Raw genomic sequence first — 25,304 nt, forward strand, 5'->3', positions numbered from 1 at the left:
CAGAGGTTGAGGCTCAAGCAGCGCCGGCCGCGGACAGCGTGTCCCAGAGCTCGACCTACCTGCTGACGGTGTCCTGCCCGGTGCGCACCGGCATCGTCGCGGCGATCTCGGGCTACCTTGCCGAACAGGGCTGCAACATCCACGACAGTGCGCAATTCTCGGACCTTGCCAATGACCGCTTCTTCATGCGCCTGAGCTTCAGCTCGGAAGCGGGCCGCAGCCGCGAGACGCTCGAGGCGGGCTTTGCCGGGATTGCGGAAGAGATGGAGATGGACTTCGCCTTCCATGACCCGAGCCGGAAGACCAAGGTCGCGATCATGGTGAGCCGTTTCGGGCACTGCCTGAACGACCTGCTCTACCGTTCGCGCATCGGCGCGCTGCCGGTGGAGATCGTCGCGGTCATCTCCAACCACCTCGATTACCAGAAGGTCGTGGTGAACCACGACATTCCCTACTACTGCGTCAAGGTCACCAAGGAGAACAAGCCCGAGGCCGAGGCCGAGCAGATGCGCATCCTGCGCGACAGCGGCGCCGAGCTGGTTGTGCTGGCGCGCTACATGCAGGTTCTGAGCGACGAGATGTGCACCGAGATGTCGGGGCGGATCATCAACATTCACCACTCGTTCCTGCCGAGCTTCAAGGGCGCCAATCCCTACAAGCAGGCCTACGAGCGCGGGGTGATGCTAATCGGGGCGACGGCGCATTACGTGACCGCCGATCTCGACGAGGGGCCGATCATCGAACAGGACGTGATCCGCGTGACCCATGCGCAGAGCGCCTCCGACTACGTCTCGCTGGGCCGCGACGTTGAGAGCCAGGTGCTGGCGCGGGCGATCCACGCGCATATCCACCGCCGGGTTTTCCTGAACGGAAACAAGACCGTGGTGTTTCCGGCAAGCCCCGGCGAATATGCCTCGGAGCGCATGGGCTGACGCCAGCGCCCAACGCCATGCAAAAGGCCCGCCGCGTTATCCGCGGCGGGCCTTCGCATTTCGTGGCGAGGCGGGCTGGGTGCCCGCCGACCGCGGCTTACCAGGAGGTCAGCACGGTGCCGTGGTACTTCTCTTCGATGAAGGCCTTGATCTCGGGGCTGTGGTAGGCGTCGATCAGCGGCTTCACCCAGGGCTGCTCCTCGTCGCCCTGACGCACGACGATGATGTTCACATAGGGGTTGTCGGCGCTTTCCATGGCGATCGAGTCTTCCTTGGGGCTCAGGCCCGAGGCGATCGCGTAGTTGGTGTTGATCAGCGCCGCGTCGAGGTCGGCCAGCGAGCGCGGCAGCTGCGCCGCGTCGAGCTCCTGGAAGCGCATGTCCTTGGGGTTCTCGACCACGTCCAGAACGGTCGGCACGAGGCCGGTGCCTTCGGCCAGCTTGATCAGCCCGAGCTGTTGCAGCACCAGAAGGGCGCGGCCGCCGTTGGTCGGATCGTTAGGGATTCCCATGGAGCCACCCTCGGGGAAGTCGTCCATCGAGGTGACCTTGTCCGAGTAGACGCCCATCGGGGTGGTGATGGTGGTCGCGATCGGCGCCAGCTCGAAGCCGCGGTCCTTCATTTGGTTGTCGAGGTAGGGCTCGTGCTGGAACGAGTTGGCCTCGATGTCGCCATCGGCCAGCGCCTGGTTCGGCACCACGTAGTCGGAGAATTCGACCACGTCGATGTTGAGACCCATGGGCGCGGCGACCTTGGCCACTTCTTCCATGATCTCGGCGTGCTCACCGGGCGAGACACCAACCTTGATGTCTTCGGCCATCGCGGTGCCGGCGATCAGGGCCAGCGCGGAGACGAGGGGGATCATACGCTTCATGGGAAATCTCCTTCCAATTGCGTTCTTATTGTTGGTTCAGCGGCCGCGATTGCGCGGCGCGCGCTTGTCGACCAGTCTGGCCAGCCCCTCGCCGAGGGACTGCACGAGCTGGACCAGCACGATGAGGATGACCACCACCGCCAGCATGACCTCGGGCATGAAGCGCTGGTAGCCGTAGCGGATGCCAAGATCGCCAAGGCCCTCGCCGCCGACCGCGCCGACCATGGCCGAGTAGCCGATGAGGCTGACCACGGCGAGCGTCAGGCCGAGGGTGATGCCGGGCAGGGCCTCGGGCACCAGCACCTTGCGGATGATCTGGAAAGGCGTGGCGCCCATCGCCCGGGCGGCCTCGATGAGGCCGCTGTCGACTTCTCGGATGGCGTTCTCGACCAGCCGCGCGATGAAGGGCACGGCGGCGATGGTCAGCGGCACGATGGCGGCGGTGGTGCCGATCGAGGTGCCCGCGATCATCCGGGTGAAGGGGATGATCGCCACCACGAGGATGATGAAGGGCACCGAGCGCGCCGCGTTGACGATGAGGCCGAGCACCTTGTTCACCCACGGGCTGGACAGCAGCTCGCCGCGTTGCGAGACGGCGAGGTAGACCCCGATGGGCAGGCCGAAAAGCGTGCCGAGGGCACCCGAGATGGCGACCATGTAAAGGGTCTGAAGCGTGGCTTCGATCAACAGGTTGATGAGGTTAGCCGACATAGCCCAGCACCTCCGTGAGCAGCTCGTGACGTTGAAGATAGGCGCGGGCCTCGGCGCCGCGGGTCGCGTCGACCGAGACCAGCAGGTTGCCGAAGGGGTGCGGGCCGATCTCTTCGATGGCACCGGCAAGGATATTGACCGGGATGCCCAGCTCCGAGGTGAGCTTGGCCAGCATCGGGTCGGTGGCATGCGTCCCGGCAAAGGTGATGCGGATCACCTCCTGGCTTTCGCCCTGCGGGCGCTCGGCCTGCAGCTTGCCGGCGATGAAGCTCGGCAAGGTGATCCCGGTGATGCCCGCGAGGAACGAGCGGGTGGTCGGGTGCTGCGGGGCGGCGAAGACGTCGTAGGTCTGGCCCGCCTCGACGATGCGGCCGCCGTCAATCACCGCCACGTGGCTGGCGATGTCGCGCACCACGGCCATCTCGTGGGTGATCAGCAGGATGGTCAGCCCGAGGTCGCGGTTGATGTCGGCCAGCAGCTTCAGCACCGTCTGCGTGGTCTCGGGGTCGAGCGCCGAGGTGGCCTCGTCCGAGAGCAGCACCTTGGGCTGGGTGGCGAGCGCGCGGGCGATGCCGACGCGCTGCTTCTGCCCGCCCGAAAGCTCTGCCGGGTAGCGGTTGCTGAATTGCTCGAGACCGACGCGGCCGATGAGGTCATCGACCCGTCGCTTGATCTCGGCGCCGGGCACGCCCGCGATCTCGAGCGGCAGGGCGACGTTGCCGTAGACCGTGCGCGAGCTCAGCAGGTTGAAGTGCTGGAAGATCATCCCGACGTCGCGGCGGATGCGGCGCAACTCGGCGGCACCGGCCCGGCCGACGTCATGCCCGGCGACGGTCACCGTGCCGGCGGTCGGCTGCTCGAGCCCGTTGACCATGCGCAGCAGCGTCGACTTGCCGGCGCCGGAGCGCCCAATGATCCCGGTGATCGTTCCGGGGGCGACGTCGAGGCTGATGTCCTCGAGCGCCATGACCTTGCCGGAGCCCTTCTTGTCGAAGGACTTTCCCAGCTTGTCGAAGGTGATCGCGGCACCTGATGTCTGTACGTCGGCCATCCGAGTCTCTCGTTTCCGTCCGGCCTCCTCCCGTGGCGCGATAGACCGGATATGGGCCGGGGACGCAAGCCCTGCCGGGCGCATGCGGGCGCAGGGGCGCTGTGCGGCAGAGTGTATCATGACGGAGGGGTGGGAGGGTGTTCCAGCTTGTGGCGGGTCGCGCGGGGGCTGTCCGCGACGCGGCGGGGCGGGCCGGACGATGTTCTTTTTGCGAGGAGACAGGGTCTTGCAAACTGAACCCGGAGCATGGTCAGCCCCGGGCAGATGTTGCGTAGGGCGCCGCTATCCCTGGCTGCGGGCCGCCAGCCAGGCCTGCCAGTTCGCCTCGCTGCCGGCGAAGGCGTTGAGATCCACCGGCCCGCGCACGCCCGGCACCAGCCCGGTGCCGGTGTACTGCCAGAAGCTCCAGCGCTCATCGAGGTAGCGCTCCGAGGGATGCGCGGTGACCGAGCGCAGCCAGAACTCCGAACCGCGCAGGCTGCCGAGGTCGTTGCGAGCGTAGAACTCGGGCGTGGTGTAGATCACCGGGGCGGTGCCGTAGTGCCGTTCGACGATGCGGGAGAACTCGCGGATGTTGGCGCGCACCTGCTCCGCCGGCGGGCGAATGCGGCAGGTGGGCGAGAGGTGGTTCCATTCCATGTCGAGGATCGGTGGCAGGTCGCCGCGCCGCTTGGGCACGTTGGCGATGAACCACGCGGCCTGCTCGCTGGCGGGTCGGCAGAAGTAGTAGAAGTGGTAGGCCCCCACCGGCACGCCTGCTGCCCGGGCACCCGCGGCGTTCTGCGCGAAGGCCGGGTCGATGTGATCGCCGCCCTCGGTGGCCTTGAGATAGCCGAAGCGGATGCCCGCGCCGCGCGCCGCGTGCCAGTCGATCATCCCTTGGTAGCGGGCCGCATCGAGACCATGAACCGGGTAGCGCGCGGGGCTGACTTGACCCCAGTCATGCGGATCGGTGTCGCCGAAGCGGTGAGGAATGCCGGAGGCGCGGTTCTCGCGGATGTAGAGCGCCTGTGTGTCGCTGGGGGAGAGGGTCGCGGTGGGTGGCGTCGAACCGCCGCAACCACTCAGGGTTGCCGCCAGTGCGACGATCATTGCGCCCGCCCTGACCCATGGTCGGGGGGATGGGGTGATCATCTTTTTTGTCCTGCTCTTGCCTCTGACAAGAGTAACGCCAAAAGTGAGTCGCGGCATCAGGGAGTTGTGCAACGCCGGGTCCTCTCCGGGTGGCATCCGCGCCGCCGGTGTGGCGGCGCGATAGAGGGATCAGCGCTGCGCCGTTTGCCAGTCGGGATGGATCCACGGCTGGGCATTGTCGCGGGGCAGGGGCTGCATTCCGAGGATATGGTCCGAGGCCTTCTCGCCGGTCATTATCGAGGGCGCGTTGAGATTGCCGTTGGTGATCTGCGGGAAGATCGAACTGTCGGCGACGCGCAGCCCCTCGACGCCGATCACGCGGCACTCGGGATCGACCACAGCCATGGGATCGGAGGCCGCGCCCATCCGGCAGGAGCCGCAGGGGTGGTAGGCGCTCTCGGCGTGCTCGCGGATGAAGTCGTTCAGGTCTTCGTCCGTCTGCACCGCGTCTCCGGGCTGGATCTCGTGGCCACGGTAGGGAGCGAAGGCCTCCTGCCCGAAGATCTCGCGGGTTAGGCGGATGCAGGTGCGGAAGTCGGCCCAGTCGTCTTCATGCGACATGTAGTTGAAGAAGATGGTGGGCGGGTCCTTCGGATCCGCCGACTTCAGCGTCACCGCGCCGCGCGACTTCGAGCGCATCGGGCCGACATGGGCCTGGAAGCCATGCCCCTCGGCCGCCGCCTTGCCGTCATAGCGCACGGCGATTGGCAGGAAGTGGTACTGGATGTCGGGGTATTCCACGCCCGGCTTCGAGCGCACGAAGGCGCAGCTCTCGAACTGGTTCGAGGCGCCGGGACCCTTGCGGGTGAACAGCCACTGCGCCCCGACATAGGCCTTGCCGAAGAGGTTCCAGTACTTGAACAGCGACACCGGCTGGGTCGCCGACTGCTGGATGTAGAGCTCGAGGTGGTCCTGCAGGTTCTGCCCGACGCCGGGACGGTCGGCGACGACCTCGATGCCATGTTCCTTCAGGTGTTCGGCGGGACCGACACCCGAGAGCAGCAGCAGCTTGGGCGAGTTGATCGAGGAGGCGGCGAGGATGACTTCCTTGCCCGCGCTGATCACCTCGACCTTGCCCTTGCGCTCGATCTCGAGGCCGGTGGCGCGGCCGTTCTCGATCACCACCTTGCGGGCGAAGCCGCGCACGACCTCGACGTTGCCGGTGGCAATGGCGGGCTTGAGGTAGGCCTTGTAGGCCGACCAGCGCTCGCCCTTGTGGATCGTGGCCTCGAAGGGGCCGAAGCCCTCCTGCTTCTCGCCGTTGTAATCGTCGGTGGCCTCGTAGCCCGCCTGCACCCCGGCCTCGACAAAGGCGCGGGTGAGCGGGTTGTCGCGCTTGCCCCGCGAGACGTGCAGCGGGCCAGATTTGCCGCGCCAGTCGGCGTCGCCACCGTGGCCATTCTCGTGCCAGCTTTCCATGCGCTTGTAGTAAGGCAGCACGTCGGCATAGGCCCAGCCCTGCGCGCCCATCTCTTCCCATGTGTCGAAGTCGCGGGCGTGGCCGCGCACATAGACCATGCCGTTGATCGAGGACGAGCCGCCCAGCACCTTGCCGCGCGGCGTGGCGAGGCGGCGGCCGCCAAGATGCGGCTCGGGTTCGGATTCGAATCCCCAGTCGTAGCGCTTCATGTTCATCGGGTACGACAGCGCGCCGGGCATCTGGATGAAGGGCCCGGCGTCGGTTCCGCCGAATTCCACCACGATGACCTTCTTGCCCGCCTCGGCGAGACGACAGGCGATGGCACAGCCCGCAGAGCCCGCGCCGACGATGACGTAATCTGCCTGCATCGGGGCCTCCTTCAGAACGGGGCTTCGGTCGGGTTCATGCCGACGTAGACCGATTTCACCTGGCTGTAGTGGGCGATGGCGGCCTTGGAGTTCTCGCGGCCGACGCCCGACATCTTGGAGCCGCCGAAGGGGGCCTCCACCGGCGTCAGGTTGTAGGCGTTGATGTAGCAAGTGCCCGCCTCGAAGCCCGCCGCCATGCGGTGCGCGCGGGTGAGATCGGCGGTGAAGACGCCGGCTGCGAGGCCGAACTCGGTGGCATTGGCGCGGGTCAGCGCCTCTTCCTCGGAGGCGAACTTCAGCACTGACATGACCGGGCCGAAGATCTCCTCGCGGGCGATGGTCATCTCGTCGGTGACATCGGCAAAGAGCGTCGGCTCGATGTAGAAACCGGCGCCGTCGAGGCTCTTGCCACCCTTCACGAGCCGCGCGCCTTCCTCGACGCCCTTGGCGATGTAGCCCTCGACTATCTCGCGCTGCCGGGCCGAGACCATCGGGCCGATGGTGGTGGCCTCGTCCATCGGATCGCCGATCTTCGCATTGTCCATGCGCTCGGCGACGCGGGCTACGAATTTGTCGTAAAGCCCCTCCTGCACGAAGACGCGGGTGCCGTTCGAGCAGATCTGGCCGGTGGAGTAGAAGTTGCCGTTGATCGCCGCCGAGACGGCGCTTTCGAGGTCGGCATCGTCAAAGACCACGATCGGGGACTTGCCGCCGAGTTCCATGGTGACATGCCGCATCCCCTCGGCGGCGGCGGCATAGACCTTGCGTCCCGTCGGCACCGAGCCGGTGAGCGAGACCTTGTCGACGCGCGGGTCGGTGATCAGCGCGGCACCCACCGCGCCGTAGCCCTGCACGACGTTGAACAGCCCTGCAGGCGCGCCCGCCTCGATCAGGATCTCGGCCAGCTTCAGCGCGGTCAGGGGTGTCATCTCGGAGGGCTTGAAGATCATCGCGTTGCCGCAGGCCAGCGCCGGGGCGGCCTTCCAGCTGGCGATCTGGATCGGGTAGTTCCACGCGCCGATGCCGACGCAGACGCCGAGCGGCTCGCGCCGGGTGTAGACGAAATCGCCGCCCGCCACCGGGATGTGCTCTCCGGTCAGCGTGCCCGCAAGACCGCCGAAGTATTCCAGCGCATCGGCGCCAGAGGCGGCGTCGGCGATCAGCGTCTCGGACATCGGCTTGCCGGTGTCATGGGTTTCGATCTCCGACAGCGCGCGGTTGCGTTCGCGCAGCAGGTCCGCCGCCTTGCGCAGCACGCGGCCGCGCTCCGTGCCCGAGAGCGCGCCCCACGCCTTCTGGGCAGCCTTGGCCGAGGCCAGCGCCTGTTCGATGATCGCCGGTGTGGCCGCGTGCAGGGTGGCAATCACCTCGCCGGTGTGCGGGTAGATCACTTCGAGTTTTTCGCCTGCGGTGTCATCGACATAGGCGCCGTTGATGAAGTGGCTGCCAGCGGGTTGGAAAGCAGTGGTCATGATTACTCCTGAGGTCCTGCGAGGGGGGCCATGGGCGCCGGGTCGGCGTCCGCCATGGAGATTTCGTCGTTTTCGTGAACTTCTGTGCATTCGGCGGCGATGGCGCGCAGCACGTGCTGCGCCCCCTCCGAGCCGTCGACCGCGCCGACCGCCTCTTCCGGCGGGCGCAGCGTGCGGGTGTCGAGCGCATAGCGCAGGTAAAGCCCGTCGATCAGCCCGCCGATCCGCCGCGCCACGTCGGGAGCGCGCTCGCGAATCTTCGGGCGAAGCGCGTGCACCAGATTGCTGTGCAGGCGGCGGTGGTAGAGCGACAGCAGCCGCCGCGCTTCTTCGGAGCGGAGCGCAAGTGCATAAAAATTCACCCAGGCCGAGATCGCTTCGCGGCGGAAGCTCGTCATGCCGAAACTGGCCTGCGCGATGGCGTGCAGCCGCTGGTCGGGCGTGCGGGTTCCGGCCAGCGCCTGCGTCACGTCGGCCCGATATTCCGTGAGAATTGAACGCATTGCCGCAAGGAACAACGTGTCCTTGTCGGTGAAGTAGTGAAAGGCCAGTCCCGGCGAAACACCGGCGCTCTTGGCGATCTGGCTGGTCGTCACGTTGAGCGTGCCCGAGGCACCGATCTCGCGGATCGTCGCAGCGATCAGATCCCTGCGTCTTTCTTCCTCGGATTTACGTGCCATGCGGGGCCCCCACAGATTTCTGGTTGCTTTTCTGGAATAGCCCGTCATTAATTGACTCGTCAATCAATAACTCAGATTCATCACGCTAACCTCAAAAGGGGACCCTATGAAACTCGTACTGACCACCTCCGCCATCGCTCTTTGCGCAAGCGCCGCCGCTGCAGATTGCTCCAAAGTCAGGTTCTCGGATGTGGGATGGACGGATATCACTGCCACCACGGCCGCGACCACGACCGTGCTGAAGGCGATGGGCTATGATACCGAGGTCAGCGTGCTGTCGGTGCCGGTCACCTACGTGTCTCTGGAAGAGGGCGACATGGATGTCTTCCTCGGCAACTGGATGCCCACGATGGAGGCAGACATCGCGCCCTACCGCGAGGCGGGCACCGTTGACACGGTGCGGGCCAACCTCGAGGGTGCCAAGTACACGCTGGCGACCAATGCCGCCGGTGCCGCGCTGGGGATCAAGGATTTCGCCGACATCGCCGCCCACGCGGATGAGCTGGACGAAACCATCTATGGCATCGAGCCCGGCAATGACGGCAACCGACTGATCATGGACATGATCGAGGCTGACGCCTTCGGGCTGAACGAGTTCGACGTCAAGGAAAGCTCCGAGCAGGGCATGCTGAGCCAGGTCGCGCGCCTGACCAAGAAGGACGATCCCATCGTCTTCCTCGGCTGGGAGCCGCATCCGATGAACGCCAACTTCGACCTCACCTACCTGTCTGGCGGCGACGAGTGGTTCGGGCCGGACTTCGGCGGCGCCACGGTCTACACCAACACCCGCGCGGGATATGTCGAGGAATGCCCCAACGTCGGCAAGCTGCTGACCAACCTCGAGTTCTCGCTGCAGATGGAAAACGAGATCATGGGCGCGATCCTCAACGACGGCGAAAAGGCGGATGACGCCGCCAAGGCCTGGCTGACCGCCAACCCCGAGGCGCTGGACGACTGGCTCGACGGCGTGACCACGCTCGACGGTCAGCCCGCGCTTGCGGCGGTGAAAACGGCCCTGGGTCTCTGATCCCGGCTGTCGCACTTTGGCTTCGCGTTCAGACGCGGAGCCAGACGGCATCCTTCTCCTGACTGCTCATCATAAGGAGCGCAGCCTTGGATTGGCTCACTTCATACAAGATTCCCGTCGGCGACTTCGCGGCCTTCATCTTCGAAGGCATCCGTGACCACGCCGAAGGTCTGCTGGATCTGCTCTCCGTCGTTCTCGAAACGATGATCGAGGGCATCCTCTGGGTTCTGCAGGAACCCAATCCGTTCATCATCATCGCTGTCTTCATGCTGGTCGCCTGGCTGTTGCACCGCAGCTGGAAGATCTGCGCCTTCGTTGCGCTCGGTTTCCTGTTCATCCTCAACCAGGGGTATTGGGAAGAAACCACGGAAAGCCTGACGCTGGTGCTCTCGGCCTGCGTCGTCTGCATGGCGATCGGCGTGCCGGTGGGGATCGCCGCCGCGCACCGGCCCCGGCTCTACGCCGTGCTGCGCCCGATCCTCGACCTGATGCAGACGCTGCCCACCTTCGTCTACCTGATCCCGGCGATCGTCTTCTTCGGCATCGGCATGGTGCCGGGGCTCATCGCTACGGTGATCTTCGTATTGCCCGCGCCGATCCGCCTGACGCAGCTCGGCATCTCCTCGACGCCGCAGCAGCTGACCGAGGCCGTCCGGGCCTTCGGCGGCACGAACCGTGACGTGCTGTTGAAGGCCGAACTTCCCTACGCGCTGCCGCAGATCATGGCCGGGCTCAACCAGACAATCATGCTGGCGCTGTCGATGGTGGTGATCGCCGCGCTGGTCGGCGCCGACGGGCTTGGCGTGCCGGTGGTGCGCGCGCTCAACCAGGTGAACACCTCGCTCGGCTTCGAGAGCGGCCTGGTAATCGTGGTCGTGGCCATCCTGCTCGACCGTCTGCTGAACTTCGGAGGCGACAAGAAATGACCACGGCCGTGAAGATCGACAATGTCTCCATTGTCTTCGGCGACGAGCCGGAAGAGGCGCTGCCGCTGATGGACGAGGGGCTGGACCGCGCGACGATCCAGAAAAGGACCGATCAGGTGCTCGGCGTGCACAATTGCTCGCTCGAGGTCGAGGAGGGCGAGATCCTTGTGCTCATGGGCCTCTCGGGCTCGGGCAAGTCGACGTTGCTGCGCGGGATCAACGGGCTCAACCCGGTGGTGCGCGGCGGCGTGCACGTCCGCGAAGGCGAGCGAATGGTCAATGTCACCGACGCCTCCTCGGCTGACCTGCGCGGATCCGGCGCGAGCGGGTGGCCATGGTGTTCCAGCAGTTCGGCCTGCTCCCGTGGCGCTCGGTCGCCGAGAACGTCGGGCTCGGGCTGGAGCTGGGCGGCATGGGCAAGGCGGCCCGCCGCGCCAAGGTGATGGAACAGCTCGAGCTGGTGGGCCTGTCGAACTGGGCCGACAACAAGGTGAGCGAGCTTTCGGGCGGCATGCAGCAGCGCGTCGGCCTGGCCCGTGCCTTTGCCACCGAGGCGCCGATCCTTCTGATGGACGAGCCCTTCTCGGCGCTCGACCCGCTGATCCGCAGCAAGCTGCAGGACGAGCTTCTGGAGCTGCAGGCCAAGCTCAAGCGGACGATCATCTTCGTCAGCCACGACCTCGACGAGGCCTTCAAGATCGGCAATCGCATCGCGATCATGGAAGGCGGGCGCATCGTGCAATGCGGCACTCCGAACCAGATCGCCAGCGACCCGGCGAACGACTACGTGGCCGAGTTCGTGGCGCATTCCAATCCGCTCAGCTTCCTGCGCGCCAAGGACGTGATGAAACCTTCGGAGGTGCCGGCCGAGGCGGAGGTCGACGAGGAGACGCCGGTGCTCGAGTTCGCCGCCGCAATGACCGAGCGCAACGCGCCGGTGGCGGTGACGCGCGGCGGCGTGCGGGTCGGCACAGTGACCCCCGCGACGCTGCTTGAGCGGCTGGTCGCGCAATAGGGGCGCATATGAACGATGCGAGAAGGCGCGGCTCTTGCTGCGCCTTTTTCGTGGCCCGGCGGCGTCGCCGTGGGTCGTACCGAGGGCTCAGCCCGCGTAGACCAGCAGCAGGTTCACCCGCGCCCGACCGCGCCGCGCCTCGCGCTCCATCAGCGCCTGCCGGCGGGCGAGCTGTAGCTTTTCAAGCGCCCTCTGCCGCGCGTTGTAAAGCTGGCGGACCTTTGAGCCACGGTTGCCGATCTGCACCGAAAGATGCGTCTCGCGGCCCGGGAAAAACCCGGCCACGTTGCTCTGCGCGGCGCGAAAGGCCGCGTCCGCCTCGATCCAGGCGCTGTAAGTTTTCAGTAGAAGGCGTCGTGATGCAGAAGCCATGCGTTCCTCCCCAGGATGAGCCTCGTTCTCGACAGACCCCAAGTATAGGCAGCGCGGTGCCACCTGTCAGCACCGCGAAATGACGCATGGGAAAGATGTGAACAGTCGCGAGGTTCAGCCCCCGGCACGCACTGCCCATGGCAGGATTTCCGAGATCATCCGCCGCGACGCCCGGTCGAAGGCGGCGACGACGGTTTCGGTCTCGTCGTCCGTCGCGGGCTCGCGCACCTCGAAGGTTCGGCTGGCGACCACCGCGGAGTCGCGCTCGCGCACCAGGCGCAGCATCAGCCGCAGGTGCACCGAGACCGGCGCCCCGGAACCGAGGCTCTCGGCCTGGAAATCGGTCAGCTCGCCCAGCAGCGCGTAATCGCCCTGCGCTCCGAGCGGCGCGCGGCCCACCGAGGCGAAGGCGCCGGTCTCGGCGAGGCTGCGGACCAGCAGGGTCTGCAGCATGGCGGGGGCCTCGTCGGACCAGCGCGCACCCGGCAGATACTGCGCCTGCAGCGGCGCGGGGCGGATCATGATGCGGTCGGTGCTCAGCGCACCGCTGGTGATCGGCGGCTCGACCACAAGCTCCGCCCATCCCCGCCGCGCCGCACCCTCGATGGCGGGCGTTTGCAGCTCGTAGACATCGAGCGTTTCCGAGGCGCTGTCGAGCGCCGAGATCGCGGCGCAGCCGGAGGTGCCGAGGGCAAGGGCGAGGGCGGGCAGGAGGAGTCTCGGGAACATGGGGCTACCTTCGGTATTCGGGGGCACGGTCGTCGAGGAAGAAGCGGGTCGGATCGCGCCGGAGCTGCGTTGTCAGCGCATCGAGATTGTCGATCAGCGCGCGCGCCTCGGCGGCGAGACGGCTGAACTGCGGCAGGGCGGTCGCGCTGAAATCGCGCAACGCCGGGCGGGTCTCGCCGACCGCGCCCTCGAGCCCACTGAAGGCCGCGGCGGCGGAGCGGCTGGCGGCGCGCAACTCGCTGGTGATCTCGGGGATGTCTCCCGAAACCGCGGCAATGGCGCTCTCCAGCTCGGTCAGAGTGCCGCGAAGCTGCGCTGCGATCGGGCCAAGCTCCTGGGTGATCGCCCGGTCAGCCCCGTCAAAGGCCCGCTCGGCGGCCGAGAGCGCGCGGTCGCCGGTCTCGAGCGTGCCGTTGATCGTCGAGAGTGTCACATTGGCCGCGGCGAAGGTCGAGCGCGCCGCCTCCAGCGTCTCAGAGGCGTCCCCGGCAAGCCCGTCGAGCTGCCCCGAGGCCGAGCTGAGATCGGCGCCCACGGTCTCGATTGTCTGCACCGCCGAGCGGGTGGCGGCGCGGATGTCCTCGAAAATGGCGGTCAGATCGGCGCCGGTGCTGTCGCCGAAGCCCTGGATCACCCCGGTCGCCTCGGCGGTGGCGGTGCGCAGCTCGGCAATCAGCGCGGCGCCGTCCCCGGCCAGAAGCCCGTCGAGCCGCTGCGCCGCCGCGTCGACGCTGCGCGATGTCTGCGACAGGTCGGCGATGAGCCCGTCGAGGCCCGCCAGCGTGCTCTGCGCCTCTGTCAGCCGGGCGGTGGCGGCGTCGCCGGTTTCGGTGAAGGTCTCGGCGAGAGTTTCGGCGCGGCTGCTCAGGCTGGCGAAGCGCGCCTCGATCTCGGCGACGCTGCCCTGCAGCTGCTCGGTCGCAGGGCCCAGCCGGTCGGTGATGTAGCTTTCTGCCGCCGCGGCGGTCCCGGTGCCCTGGGCGACGAGCGCCCGGGCCTCCTCGGAGAGGGTGGTGATCGCGCGCAGGGTGTCCCGCGCGTCGGTGAGAACGCCCGCCACGTCGTCGGTCATGCCCTCGACACTGGCGTTGAAGCGGTCCATCTGGTCGGTGAAGGTCGAGACCGCACCGGTCACGCTGGAGAGATCCTGCAGCGTCTGCGACAGCTCGGCCGAGGCCTGCTCGACATTGGTCAGGATGGTGACGACGCGCTGCTGGTTGTCGGAGCCGAGGAGGTCGCGCAGGCTGCGCACCAATTCAAGTGTCTCGTCGAGGATCTCGGGCGCGGATTCGGTCAGCGACTGCAGCGCCGACTGGCCAGCGGCGATGCGCGGCACCTCCTCGCCGGTCTGCTCGGACAGCAGCCGCGCGCCGGGACTGCCCGGGGCGATGCTGACATAGCTGACGCCGGTGACCCCCTGTGCCTCGATGGTGGCCGTGGAATTGCTGCGCACCGGGGTGCCGGCGGCAACCTCTACGCGGACCCGCACAGTGCCATTCTGCTCGGGCGAGAGTCCGAGGCCCACCACCTGTCCCACCGGCAGCCCGGCAAAGCGCACCTCGGAGGAGACCGACAGGCCCGAGACCGAGGAGAAATCTATGTCGTAATAGTCGAAGTGCTTGTCGAGCTCGACATTGGCGAACCACAGCAGGAAGCCGAGCAGCCCGAGGAAGCCCGCTATGGCGAAGGCTCCGACAAGCACGTAATTGGCGCGGGTTTCCATGGTCAGTCAGCCTCGGTGTTCGTGTCGGTCCGGATGGCGTCACGCGCAAGGCGCGCCCGCGGTCCGGTGAAATATTCCTGCACCCACGGGTGATCGACCTCCAGCATCTCGGGCAGCGTGCCGGTGACGAGCACCCGCTTTTCCGCCAGCACCGCGATACGGTCGCAGGTTGCATAGAGCGTGTCGAGATCGTGGGTGACAAGAAAGACGGTCAGCCCAAGCGCGTCGCTCAACGTGTTGATCAGCTCATCGAAGGCCGAGGCGCCGATCGGGTCGAGCCCGGCGGTGGGCTCGTCGAGGAAGACGATCTCGGGATCGAGGGCCAGCGCCCGCGCCAGCCCGGCGCGCTTTCGCATCCCACCCGAAAGCTCCGACGGGGCCGCGTCGCCGGCGCGGTAAGGCAGGCCGACGAGCGAAATCTTGAGATCCGCCAGGGCCCGCCGCAGCTCGGGCGTCAGCTCGGCAATCCGGCGCAGCGGCACCTCGACGTTCTCGCGCACGGTGAGCGAGGAGAAGAGCGCCCCGTCCTGGAACATCACTCCCCAGCGCTCGTCGAGGCGGTCACGCTCTTCGGGCGAGGCGGTCAGCACCTCGGTGCCGAAGGCCTCGATCCGGCCAGCCGCCGGGCGCTCGAGCCCCGTGATGGCGCGCAGGAGCACCGACTTGCCGGTGCCCGAGCCGCCGACCACGCCCAGGACCTCGCCCCGGTAGACGTCGAGGTCGAGCCCGTCGTGGACCACGTGGGTGCCGAATTGGGTGCGCAGCCCGCGGACCCGGATGAGCACCTCTTTGTCGTCTTCCGGGCTCACAGCCCCACCTCGGCGAAGAAGATGGAGAAGAGCGCGTCGGCGACGATGACGGCGAAGATCGCGGTGACCACGGCGCTCGAAGTTTGCCGCCCGAGAGATTCCGCGTCGCCCTTGACCTGCATCCCGGCGTGGCAGCCGACCACGCCGATGATCACCGCGAAGACCGGCGCCTTGATGAGCCCGACGATGACATTGCTGATGTCGGTGTCGGCGACCAGCCGGGTGCGGAACATCGAGGGCGAGATGCCGAGCTCGATCCAGGACATCAGCGCACCGCCAAAGAGACCCGTGAGATCGGCGATCAGCCCGAGGATCGGCAGCATCAGCAGCAGCGCCAGTATGCGCGGCACGAAGAGCACCGTGACCGGATCGAGCCCGAGCGTGCGCATCGCATCGATCTCCTGTCGCATCTTCATCGAGCCGATGGCGGCGCAAAAGGCCGAGGCGGTGCGGCCCGCGACGATGATCGCGGTGAGCAGGATCCCCAGCTCGCGCAGCACCGAGATGGCAATGAGATCGACCACGAAGACCTCGGCGCCGAACTGCCGCAGCTGCGTCGCGCCCTGGAAGGCGAGCACGACCCCGATCAGGAAGGCCATGAGCGAGACGATCGGCACCGCGCGCAGCCCGACGTCATCGCAATGGGCGACCAGCGCGGTGACGCGGAATTCGCGCGGGTGGATCATCACCCGGAAGAGCCCGGCGAGGAACATGCCGAGGAATTCCAGCAATCCGCGCAGAAAACGCAGCCCGCCGACCACCCTCCGACCGGTGGCCTCGAAAAGCGCCGTCAGGCCCGTGGCGGCGACGGGTGCGGGTTCGGGCACCGGCAGGGCGCGGCGCACGGTGGCCAGGAGCAGCTCGGCCGCCTCGCTGGCGCCGCGATAGCGCAGCGCGCCGCCCTGCGCCGCGACCCGCTGTTCATAGTCGGCGAGCGCCCAAGCGCCGGCGGTGTCGATCCGGGTGACCCCCGAGAGGTCGATGACCGGGTTGCGCGGCACGGCGGTCAGCTCCGTCTGCAGTCTTGCAAGCTCGCGCACTGTCAGCGGGCCGGAGAGGCTGATGACCTGACCGGAGAGTGATTCTTCGTGCTCGACCTGCAACCCGCCGGTGTTCATGGATGCGTGGGCTCCCCGCGTATCTTTCTCATTTTGAAAGGTTTTGCGCCGCTTCACCAGAAGAATTCGCGCGAATGGGCAGGGCGCTTTGACGCAACCGGCGCGGTTTCCGGCAGCAAGGACTGCTGTCCGGTAAGAGAGCATCCAGTGAGCGCACTTCCCCCATGAAGGGTGTTGGCGCTTGATTTTTGAGCAGCGCGGCGCCCGAAGCGCTTCGAGTTTGATTAAACGTTTAATTCATAGTTGACCGGCGGAAAGGCCACTGATTAATCGTTTCACCAAAGAGGGAACGACATGGCCAGCATCAAGCAGATCGCACAGGACATCGGGGTTTCGGCAGCCACGGTCTCGAACGCGCTCACCGGCAAGGGACGGGTTTCGAAAGAGCTGGCGGAGCGGATTCAGGCCCGTGCCGAGGCGCTTGGTTACCGCCCGAGCAGTGCCGCCCGCGCGTTGAAGACCGGGCAGAGCGGCATCCTCGGACTCGTGATGCCGGATCTCACCAATCCGCTCTTCCCACGCATCGCGCAGAACCTGTCGATCGCCGCCGAGGCGCGCGGGCTCGGCATCCTCATCGCCGACTCGCGCGGCAGCGAGGCGCGCCAGACCGAGGCACTGCAGCAGCTCGTGGGGCGCGGAGTCGATGGCGTGGTGATCGTGCCGCAGAAGGGCACCTCGCCCGAGGCGCCCGGCCTGCCCATGGTGACGATCAACACGGCGCGCGACCCGCGCAACACCGTCTCGGCCGATCACATCGGCGGCGGCGCGCTGATCGGCGCGCATGTCCGCGGGCTTGGCCACGGCCACGTGGTGCTGCTCGGCGGCGACCGGGTCTCGGACGTGCAGCAGGACCGCATGCGCGGCATGGCGGAGGGGCTCGGCCCGAGCGTCCTTATCGAGACGGTCTGGGGCGACGCCGGGCTCGCCGCGCTGCCGAAACACGTGGGGCAGGGCGCGACGGCGATCCTTGCCACCTCGGATCTGCTGGCGCTCGCCGCCCTGTCTGAACTCGCGCGCGGCGGGATCTCGGTGCCCGGGGACGTGAGCCTCACTGGCTTCGACGATTTGCCCTTCGCCACCGCCATGCACCCGGCGCTGACCACCACCGCGCAGGATGTGAGCGCCATCGCCGAGCATGCGCTCAAGGTGCTGACCGGCCTGATTGCCGGCGCCGCCCGACCCGAGAGCCACGCAGTGCCCATGCGGCTGGTACCGCGCGCCTCCACCACGGCCCCCCCGATAACCACCCAGACCCCGACCAACACGGAGAGACTGCCATGAAGACCACCCTATCGCTCCTCGCGCTCGCCAGCGCCTTCGGTACCGCGGCCCATGCCGAAGACAAGACCCTGACCATCTCGGTCTATTCCTTCGCGCAGGATGAATACAAAGAAGCGCTCTACGATCCCTTCGAGGCGATCTGCGGCTGCGATCTGGTCGTCGAGACCGGCAACAGCGTCGAGCGCATGGCCAAGATCGAGGCCAATGCCGCCGACCCGGTGATCGACATGGCGGTGATTTCCACGCAGGACGCGCTGGCGCTGGCCCGCAAGGGGCTGATCCAGCCGCTCGACGGCGCCAAGCTGAGCAACTTCGACAAGCTCTACGACAGCGCCAAGGATCCGATCGGCGATCACATGGCGGTCGGCTACACCTTCTACGCAAGCTCCATCGTCTACCGCTCCGACCTCGTGGACATCCAGAGCTGGGGCGATCTGCTGGGCGAGGACCTCGCCGGCCAGGTGGCGCTGCCCAACATCACCACCACGCAGGGCCCGCTCACGCTGATGATGCTCGGCAAGGCCGAGGGCGTCGAAGGTGACCTCTCGCCGGTGATCTCCGAGATCGGCGCGCATTCCGATGACATCGTGACCTTCTTCTCGCGCTCGTCCGAGCTGGTGCAGCTGATGAACCAGCAGGAAGTCATCGCCGCCCCCGTGGGCCGCTTCGCCTGGGGCAGCTTCAGGGACGCGGGCCTGCCCTTCGCCTGGGCCGAACCCGAGGAAGGACAGGCCGGCGGCATGAACGTGATGGTCATGACCAAGGGCAACGGCAACGAGGAGCTGGCCTACCAGTTCATGGACTACTGGCTCTCAACCGAGGTCCAGACCAAGATCGGCGAGATGCTGATCGACAGCCCGGCCAACAAGGAGGTCGAACTGAGCGCGGAGGCCGCCGAGAACCTCACCTATGGCGCGGATGTCATTGAATCGCTGAACATCATGCCGGCCGCCGAGGTGCTCGACAAGCGCGAGGGCTGGGTCGAGCAGTGGAACGCCGAGGTGATCCAGTAACCGTATCGCAGGGGGCTGTCTCCATCCCCAACAGTCTCCGCGTTCGGCCATGGGCGCCGCCTTCTTCCCGGCGCCCATGGCCCCCGAACACTCCTGATCGCAGGTCGCTCCCCGGCGAGCCGCTGCGATCCGCGCAATGCGCCCCGCAGGCCGAGCGCGTTCCGACACCCGCCCCAGACAGAGGGGAACACGCATCATGTTTCGCAACACCCGAGAGGGGCTGGCACTCGCCCTTCCGGCCGCCATCTTCTCGACGCTGCTCTTCCTCGTGCCGGTGGGCATCCTGCTCTCCGAGGCCTTCCGCTCCGGCGGAAGCTGGTCGCTGCAGGGCTACATCGACTTCTTTTCCACGCCGCTCAACCGCACGGTCTTCCTGCGCACGCTGAAGCTGGGCGTTCTGGTGGCCGGGACGGCGGCGGTGATCGGCTATGCCGCCGCCTTCTGCATCGTCAACCTCGGCCCAAAGTCACGCGGCAAGGTCTTCGGCATGGTGGTCCTGCCGCTGATGATCTCGCCCGTCGCCCGCACCTATGCCTGGATCGTCATCCTGGGCCGCACCGGCATCGTCAACGAGGCGATCACCGGGCTGGGCCTGTCGGACACGCCGCTGCGCCTGCTGTTCACCGAGACCGCCGTCTTCCTCGGCCTCTTGCAGCTGTTCCTGCCGCTGATGATCATCTCGCTGGTCTCCGCGATGGAGAACATCCCGCGCGACGTGATCCCTGCCGCCCGCGTGCTCGGGGCAAGCTGGATCGCCGTCTTCTTCAAGGTGATCCTGCCGCTGACCAAGGAAGGGCTCGTCATCGGCGGCACGCTGGTCTTCACCGGCGCGCTCACCGCCTACATCACCCCGGCGATCCTCGGCGGCTCGAAGGTGCTGATGCTGGAAACGCTGCTCTACCAGCGGGTCAACGTGTCGAACGATTTCGTCTCGGCCAGCGTCATCGCCATGATCCTCATCGTCATGTCCTTCTCGGCGAACCTGCTGCTGAAGCGCATCGCCACCGCCCGGAGCTGACCTCATGCGCCATCTTGCGACCTGGTCCATCCTGGGCCTCACGCTGACCTTCCTGATCGGGCCGTTCCTGATCATCATCCTCGCCGGGGCCTCGGCCACGGACTATCTGGCCTTCCCGCCCGAGGGGCTGACCCTGAAGTGGTATCTCAAGGTCTTCACCGTCGAGAGCTTCCGTGCCTCCTTTGCGCTGTCGATGGCGCTGGCAATCTTCGGCACGTTCATGGCGCTGCTGCTGGGGGTGCCCGCGGCCTATGCGCTCAACCGCTACGACCTGCCGGGCGCCGAGACGCTGCGCACCATCGTCGCAGCGCCGATCATCGTGCCGGGGATCATCGTCGGCCTCGCGCTCTTGCGCTACATGGTGGTGCCGACGGGTGTCACCGTCACGCTGGCGCTCTTCATGGCACACACCGCGCTGGTGCTGCCCTATGCGGTGCGCGTCGTCTCCTCTTCGATGACTAACCTGAGGGCCGACATGGAAGAGGCCGCCGTTCTCCTGGGATGCTCGCGGCTTCAGGCCTTCACCAAGGTGGTGCTTCCGAACATCCGGGGCGGGGTGCTCGCCGCCTTCATCCTCGGCTTCGTCACCTCCTTCAACCAGGTGCCGGTCTCGCTGTTCCTCTCGGGTCCCGGGGTCCGCACCCTGCCCATCGACATGCTCGCCTACATGGAGATCACCTTCGACCCTTCGGTCGCCGCGCTTTCGGCGCTCCTTGCCTTCATGTCGCTCGCCATCGTCTTCACCGCCGAACGCCTGCTGGGATTCTCTCGCTATGTCTGACGCCTTCGTCCAACTCTCCGACCTCACCCTCAGCTACGGCAAGTCGGTCGCCGTGCCGAACCTCGACCTGTCGATCCGCGAAGGCGAGCTGATCGCGCTGCTCGGCCCGTCCGGCTGCGGCAAGACCACCACCATGCGCTCGATCGCCGGGCTGCTCGCGCCCACCGGCGGGACGATCACCATCGACGGCCGCGACGTGACCCGCGTGCCCGCCAACAAGCGGGGCATCGGGCTGGTGTTCCAGAGCTACGCGCTCTTCCCGCATCTCACCGCCTTCGAGAACGTCGCCTTCGGCCTGCGCCTGCAGAAGCTGCCCGAAGCCGAGATCAAGGCGCGCACCGAGGAAGGTCTGGCCACCGTCGGCCTCACCGGCTTCGAGAAGCGCAAGCCCGCCGAGATGTCGGGCGGCCAGCAGCAGCGCGTGGCGCTGGCGCGGTCGCTTGTCATGCGGCCCAAGGTGCTGCTGCTCGACGAGCCGCTGTCGAACCTCGACGCGCGGCTACGCCTCGAAATGCGCACCGAGCTGCAGCGTGTGCAGAAGGAGACAGGTATCACCATGGTCTTCGTCACCCACGACCAGGCCGAGGCGCTGGCGCTCGCCGACCGCATCGTGCTGATGAAGGACGGCAAGATCGAGCAGCTCGGCACGCCGTCGGATCTCTACGCCCGCCCCGCCACTGCCTTTGCCGCCGAGTTCATGGGCTTCGAGAACATCTTCAGGGTGGAGGGCACCGAGGTGGTGACCGCCAAGGGCCGCCTTCCGCTCGAAGCCCGCCCCGAAAGCCCGATCCTTGCATGGCGCCCGGACGCGGTGACCGTGGGCAGCGGCCCGCACGAGGGCCGCGTCGCTGCCTGCAGCTTCGCCGGGGCGCACCGCGAATACGTCATCGACAGCGCGCTCGGCCCGATCAAGGCCGATGCCGCCATCGCGCTGCCCGAGGTGGCTCTGGGAGAGACCATCCGCTTCGACCTGCCGCTTTCGACCGCGCGGGGCCTTGCGGCATGAGGCTCTGGGTCGACACCGACTACGGCTTCGACGACCTCTGGGCGCTGCTGCTCTTGCGCCGCTACGGGGCGACGGCCGAGGGCATCTCGCTGGTTGCGGGCAACACGCCGCTGCCGCAGGTCATCGCCAACGCGCTCGGCGCGGCAGTGGCCTACGGTCTCGATGCCCCGCTGCACGCCGGAGCGCAGAAGGCGCTGGTCCGCGAAGTCGAGACCGCGCAGGAGATTCTCGGCGAAAAGGGCATGGACAGCCGTGGCCGTTTTCTGCCCGATGTCGACGGCCCGCAGCCGCCCGCCGATGCCGTGGAGGCGCTGGCGGACTGGCTGACGCAGGAGGGCCCGCGCCCGGTGCTGGCGCTGGGGCCGCTGACCAATATCGCGCTGCTGGTGCAGCGCTACCCCGAGGCCGCCGCCCGCATTACCCGCCTTGTCTGGATGGGCGGCAGTAACGGGCCGGGAAACCATTCGCCGCTGGCCGAGTTCAACGCGCTCTGCGATCCCGAGGCGGCGGCCATCGTTGCTGACGCGGGTCTGCCGCTCGAGGTGGTCGACCTGATGATCTGCCGTCAGGCCACCTTCGGCCCCGAGGACATGCCGCCGACCGATCCACTCACCGACGAACTGCTCGGCGGCTACCTCGACATCGGCCTCAAGCGCGGACGCGCCGGCATGGCAATCTACGATCCCGTCGCCGCGCTGGCCATGGTCCGGCCCGAAGCCTTTGCCTTCGAGCGCCATAGCCTGTCCGTCTCCACCGCGCGGGACGAGACCTATGGCGCCACCCGTTTCACCGCCGATCCCGAGGGGCTGACCTGGCTGCCGACAGCGCCGCTCGAAGACATCGCGCGGCTCTGCCTCGATGCGCTGACAGGAGCGGACGCATGACCTTCCCGAGCGATCTCAACGACCCCGCGCTGCGCGCCCGTGCGGTGCAAGCCGCGCGCGGCGAGGCGCCCTTCGATCTGCTGATCGAGGGTGGCACTGTGCTCGACATGATCACCGGGCGCGAGCGCAAGGTCGACGTCGGCATCATCGGCCCGCTCATCGCCAGCGTTCACGCGCCCGACCCGGCATGCCCGGCGAAAGCGCGCATCGGCGCGCGCGGGCTGACCCTCGTGCCGGGCTTCATCGACAGCCACATGCACGTCGAAAGCTCGATGATCACCGCCGCCGAATATGCCGCCGCCGTGGTGCCGCGCGGGGTGACGACGGCGCTCTGGGACCCGCACGAGCTGGCCAATGTCTCGGGCGAGGCGGGGCTCGGCTACGCCTGCGACGCTGCGAAGGACCTGCCGCTGCGCCTGCTGCCGCTGGTTCCGACATGCGTGCCTTCGGCGCCGGGCTTCGAGGCTTCGGGCGGGGATTTCACCGCCGGTACCGTCGCCCGCTGGCTGGCCCGGGACGACACCCATGGCGCTGCCGAGCTGATGACCATGCGCCCGCTGCTCGAGGGCGATGCGCGCGTTGCCGGGATCGTGCAGGCTGGGCTCGACGCGGGCAAGCGGGTCTGCGGACACGCGCGAGGGCTCACCGGCGGCGATCTCGCGGGGTTTGCCGCCGCCGGGGTCGAGACCGACCACGAGCTCACCAGTGCTGCGGACCTGATGGCCAAGCTCGAGGCGGGCTTCACCATCGAGCTGCGCGGCTCGCATGAGCACCTGCTGCCCGAGTTCGCCGAGGCGCTCACCGGGCTGGGCGAGCTGCCGCAGACTGTCACCCTCTGCACCGACGACATCTTCCCCGACGATCTGCTCCGTAAAGGCGGGCTCGATGGGGTGATCCGGCTGCTGATCGACGTCGGCCTGCCGCCGCTCTGGGCCTATCGCGCCGCCACGCTCAACGCCGCAAGCCGGATCGGACGGCCGGATCTGGGTCTCGTCGCGCCGGGTCGCCGCGCCGATCTTGTGCTGCTCTCGGACCTCGAGGCGGTGCGGGCCGAGATGGTGATCACGAACGGGAAGCTGGCGGCAGAGGCCGGACGGCTGACGACCCGCCCGGATCCCGCGCCGGTGCCGCCTGCGCTGCGCGAGACGATGCGGCTCGCGCCCGTGACACCCGGCGACTTCGAGATCCCCGCCAAGGGCCCGCGCGCGCGTATCGCCACGCTCGCCAAGCCGCGCTTCCCGGTCTGGGGCGAGCGCAGGGTCGCGGTCGAGGACGGCCGGCTGGTGCTGCCCGAGGACATGATCCGCATGGGCATCGTCAACCGCCACGGCGCGGGCACACCGATGCGGGTCGCCTTCCTCGAGAGCTGGGGCGACTGGCGCTGTGCCTTTGCCACGACGGTCTCGCACGACAGCCACAACCTGACGGTCTTCGGGCGCCGGCCGGAGGACATGGCCGCCGCCGCCAATGCTCTGCGGGACTGTGGTGGCGGGGTCGCGGTGGCCTCGCGCGGCAAGGTGCTGCACTGCCTGCCGCTGCCGATCGCCGGGCTTATCAGCGCCGCGCCCCTGGCGCAGGTCGCGGAGAGCTTCGCCGCGCTGCGCGCGACGCTCGATGGGCTGGTCGGCTGGCAGCCGCCGTACCTCGTGTTCAAGGCGCTCTTCGGGGCCTCCCTGGTCTGCAACCCGGGGCCGCGGCTGAGTGACATGGGGCTGGTCGATCCCTTCGAGGGCAGGCTCCTCGAGAGCTGTGTTCTGGAGGACGGGCTGGCCTGAGCGCGTATCGGAGGCGCGCTCCCGAAGAGGGGGCTCTGCCCCCCGGCCTGCGGCCGTCCCCCGGGATATTTGAACCTAGAAGAACGGGGGCGCGCGGCGCTCAATGAAAAAGGCCCGCACCTCGGGGAGAGGTGCGGGCCGGTCTGTCAGGCTGGTTGCCGGATCACTTCAGGTCGAAGCGATCGGCGTTCATCACCTTGGTCCAGGCGTTCACGAAGGCCGCGAGGAAGGTCTCGGTGCCGTCGTCCTGGGCGTAGATCTCGGCATAGGCGCGCAGGACCGAGTTCGAGCCGAACACCAGGTCGACGCGGGTCGCGGTCCACTTCACTTCGCCGGTCTTGCGGTCGCGGATCTCGTAGAGATCCTTGCCCGCCGGAACCCAGGTGTAGGCCATGTCCGTCAGGTTGACGAAATAGTCCGTGGTCAGAGCACCGGCGCGATCGGTGAAGACGCCATGCTTGGTGCCGCCGTGGTTGGTGTCCATGGCGCGCATGCCGCCCAGCAGAACGGTCATCTCGTTCGCCGTGAGGCCCAGCAGCTGTGCCCGGTCGAGGAGCATCTCTTCCGAGGAAACCGCGTAGTCCTTCTTCTTCCAGTTGCGGAAGCCGTCGGCCAGCGGCTCGAGCGGATCGAAGCTCGCCGCGTCGGTCATCTCGTCGGTGGCGTCACCGCGGCCCGGAGCGAAGGGCACCGTGATGTCGTGGCCAGCTGCCTTGGCCGCCAGTTCCACGCCGACGTTGCCGGCCAGCACGATGGTATCCGCAAGGCTTGCACCGGCGGCATTCGCCAGCGGCTCGAGCACGTTCAGCACCTTGGTGAGGCGTGCGGGCTCGTTGCCTTCCCAGTCCTTCTGCGGGGCAAGACGGATCCGTGCACCGTTGGCACCGCCGCGCATGTCCGAGCCGCGGAAGGTGCGGGCGCTGTCCCAGGCAGTCGACACGAGGTCCGAGACGCTCAGGCCCGAGGCCGCGATCTTCGCCTTGAGGCCGCCGATGTCGTAGCCGGTGGTACCGGCGGGGATCGGATCCTGCCAGATCAGGTCCTCGGCGGGAACGTCGGGGCCGACGTAGCGCACCTTCGGGCCCATGTCGCGGTGGGTCAGCTTGAACCAGGCGCGGGCGAAGACCTCCGAGAAATACGCGGGATCGGCCATGAACTTCTGGCAGATCGCATTGTAGATCGGGT

At 67.5% G+C, this 25,304-nt stretch carries 23 protein-coding genes and 1 pseudogene; 11 read left to right on the top strand and 13 right to left on the bottom strand.

Annotation, left to right across the window (positions count from 1 at the left end):
- Window positions 1–38 precede the first annotated feature (38 nt).
- Window positions 39–932, top strand: a complete 894-nt coding sequence (gene purU / locus CLG85_RS02265) for a formyltetrahydrofolate deformylase (protein ID WP_235865385.1) — start codon at window positions 39–41, stop codon at window positions 930–932.
- Window positions 933–1,029: 97 nt separating this feature from the next.
- Here the strand turns inward: purU and CLG85_RS02270 are convergent, their stop codons facing one another.
- The 7 genes from CLG85_RS02270 to betI all read right to left on the bottom strand — a co-directional run bounded on the left by CLG85_RS02270 (window position 1,030) and on the right by betI (window position 8,642).
- The gene (locus CLG85_RS02270; RefSeq protein WP_095882171.1) at window positions 1,030–1,806 is read right to left on the bottom strand and encodes a MetQ/NlpA family ABC transporter substrate-binding protein; all 777 of its coding nucleotides are present in this window, start codon (window positions 1,804–1,806) and stop codon (window positions 1,030–1,032) included.
- 36 nt (window positions 1,807–1,842) lie between these two features.
- A complete protein-coding gene (locus CLG85_RS02275) occupies window positions 1,843–2,517 on the bottom strand; it encodes a methionine ABC transporter permease (protein ID WP_095882172.1) in 675 nt (224 codons plus the stop codon).
- Window positions 2,507–3,568, bottom strand: a complete 1,062-nt coding sequence (locus CLG85_RS02280) for a methionine ABC transporter ATP-binding protein (protein WP_095882173.1) — start codon at window positions 3,566–3,568, stop codon at window positions 2,507–2,509. The genes CLG85_RS02275 and CLG85_RS02280 overlap by 11 nt, the downstream gene beginning before the upstream one ends.
- Before the next feature lie 282 nt (window positions 3,569–3,850).
- Window positions 3,851–4,702, bottom strand: a complete 852-nt coding sequence (locus CLG85_RS02285; protein WP_095882174.1) for a glycoside hydrolase family 25 protein — start codon at window positions 4,700–4,702, stop codon at window positions 3,851–3,853.
- Window positions 4,703–4,831: 129 nt separating this feature from the next.
- Window positions 4,832–6,490: a choline dehydrogenase gene (gene betA / locus CLG85_RS02290; protein ID WP_095882175.1), complete on the bottom strand. Its 1,659-nt coding sequence runs from the start codon at window positions 6,488–6,490 to the stop codon at window positions 4,832–4,834.
- A gap of 11 nt (window positions 6,491–6,501) precedes the next feature.
- On the bottom strand, window positions 6,502–7,962 hold the full coding sequence (gene betB / locus CLG85_RS02295) for a betaine-aldehyde dehydrogenase (protein ID WP_095882176.1): 1,461 nt from the start codon (window positions 7,960–7,962) through the stop codon (window positions 6,502–6,504).
- Window positions 7,963–7,964: 2 nt separating this feature from the next.
- Window positions 7,965–8,642 (bottom strand): transcriptional regulator BetI, encoded by a 678-nt coding sequence (betI, locus tag CLG85_RS02300; RefSeq protein WP_095882177.1) that lies wholly within the window; start codon window positions 8,640–8,642, stop codon window positions 7,965–7,967.
- Window positions 8,643–8,748: 106 nt separating this feature from the next.
- Here betI and choX point away from each other — a divergent pair, with 106 nt between their 5' ends.
- From choX to choV, 3 genes and pseudogenes are all read left to right on the top strand, one after another.
- Entirely contained in the window at window positions 8,749–9,669 is a 921-nt protein-coding gene (choX, locus tag CLG85_RS02305) for a choline ABC transporter substrate-binding protein (protein WP_095882178.1), read from the top strand.
- Window positions 9,670–9,755: 86 nt separating this feature from the next.
- Window positions 9,756–10,595 carry a choline ABC transporter permease subunit gene (gene choW, locus CLG85_RS02310; protein ID WP_095882179.1) on the top strand — a complete coding sequence of 280 codons (840 nt, stop codon included), beginning with the start codon at window positions 9,756–9,758 and terminating at the stop codon, window positions 10,593–10,595.
- Window positions 10,592–11,610: pseudogene (gene choV, locus CLG85_RS02315) on the top strand (choline ABC transporter ATP-binding protein). Before choW ends, choV begins: the two are co-directional and overlap by 4 nt.
- 87 nt (window positions 11,611–11,697) lie before the next feature.
- Here choV and CLG85_RS02320 read toward each other — a convergent pair.
- From CLG85_RS02320 to CLG85_RS02340, 5 genes are all read right to left on the bottom strand, one after another.
- Window positions 11,698–11,982: a hypothetical protein gene (locus CLG85_RS02320; RefSeq protein ID WP_095882181.1), complete on the bottom strand. Its 285-nt coding sequence runs from the start codon at window positions 11,980–11,982 to the stop codon at window positions 11,698–11,700.
- Between the two features lie 114 nt (window positions 11,983–12,096).
- Entirely contained in the window at window positions 12,097–12,711 is a 615-nt protein-coding gene (locus tag CLG85_RS02325) for an ABC-type transport auxiliary lipoprotein family protein (RefSeq protein WP_095882182.1), read from the bottom strand.
- A 4-nt stretch (window positions 12,712–12,715) separates the two neighbouring features.
- Window positions 12,716–14,434: an MlaD family protein gene (locus tag CLG85_RS02330; RefSeq protein ID WP_260348372.1), complete on the bottom strand. Its 1,719-nt coding sequence runs from the start codon at window positions 14,432–14,434 to the stop codon at window positions 12,716–12,718.
- A 2-nt stretch (window positions 14,435–14,436) separates the two neighbouring features.
- A complete protein-coding gene (locus tag CLG85_RS02335; RefSeq protein WP_224843632.1) occupies window positions 14,437–15,243 on the bottom strand; it encodes an ABC transporter ATP-binding protein in 807 nt (268 codons plus the stop codon).
- Window positions 15,240–16,361 (bottom strand): ABC transporter permease, encoded by a 1,122-nt coding sequence (locus tag CLG85_RS02340; RefSeq protein WP_260348373.1) that lies wholly within the window; start codon window positions 16,359–16,361, stop codon window positions 15,240–15,242. Before CLG85_RS02340 ends, CLG85_RS02335 begins: the two co-directional genes overlap by 4 nt.
- Window positions 16,362–16,655: 294 nt before the next feature.
- On the opposite strand from CLG85_RS02340, the gene CLG85_RS02345 reads away from it, so the two are divergent.
- The 7 genes from CLG85_RS02345 (at window position 16,656) to CLG85_RS02375 (ending at window position 24,119) form a co-directional block, all read left to right on the top strand.
- Entirely contained in the window at window positions 16,656–17,642 is a 987-nt protein-coding gene (locus tag CLG85_RS02345) for a LacI family DNA-binding transcriptional regulator (protein ID WP_260348374.1), read from the top strand.
- Entirely contained in the window at window positions 17,639–18,655 is a 1,017-nt protein-coding gene (locus CLG85_RS02350; RefSeq protein WP_095883547.1) for an ABC transporter substrate-binding protein, read from the top strand. Before CLG85_RS02345 ends, CLG85_RS02350 begins: the two co-directional genes overlap by 4 nt.
- Window positions 18,656–18,851: 196 nt before the next feature.
- Window positions 18,852–19,673 carry an ABC transporter permease gene (locus tag CLG85_RS02355; RefSeq protein WP_095883546.1) on the top strand — a complete coding sequence of 274 codons (822 nt, stop codon included), beginning with the start codon at window positions 18,852–18,854 and terminating at the stop codon, window positions 19,671–19,673.
- A 4-nt stretch (window positions 19,674–19,677) separates the two neighbouring features.
- Window positions 19,678–20,454 carry an ABC transporter permease gene (locus tag CLG85_RS02360; RefSeq protein WP_095883545.1) on the top strand — a complete coding sequence of 259 codons (777 nt, stop codon included), beginning with the start codon at window positions 19,678–19,680 and terminating at the stop codon, window positions 20,452–20,454.
- Entirely contained in the window at window positions 20,447–21,460 is a 1,014-nt protein-coding gene (locus CLG85_RS02365) for an ABC transporter ATP-binding protein (RefSeq protein ID WP_095883544.1), read from the top strand. The genes CLG85_RS02360 and CLG85_RS02365 overlap by 8 nt, the downstream gene beginning before the upstream one ends.
- Window positions 21,457–22,344, top strand: coding sequence for a nucleoside hydrolase (locus CLG85_RS02370; RefSeq protein ID WP_095883543.1), 888 nt, complete (start codon window positions 21,457–21,459; stop codon window positions 22,342–22,344). The genes CLG85_RS02365 and CLG85_RS02370 overlap by 4 nt, the downstream gene beginning before the upstream one ends.
- Window positions 22,341–24,119, top strand: coding sequence for an adenine deaminase (locus CLG85_RS02375; protein ID WP_260348375.1), 1,779 nt, complete (start codon window positions 22,341–22,343; stop codon window positions 24,117–24,119). Before CLG85_RS02370 ends, CLG85_RS02375 begins: the two co-directional genes overlap by 4 nt.
- Window positions 24,120–24,282: 163 nt before the next feature.
- Here the strand turns inward: CLG85_RS02375 and CLG85_RS02380 are convergent.
- On the bottom strand, window positions 24,283–25,304 hold a 1,022-nt coding region (locus tag CLG85_RS02380; protein ID WP_311734950.1), incomplete at its 5' end, for a peroxidase family protein.

The sequence above is a fragment of the Alloyangia mangrovi genome (assembly GCF_002300555.2).
Taxonomy (GTDB): domain Bacteria; phylum Pseudomonadota; class Alphaproteobacteria; order Rhodobacterales; family Rhodobacteraceae; genus Salipiger; species Salipiger mangrovi.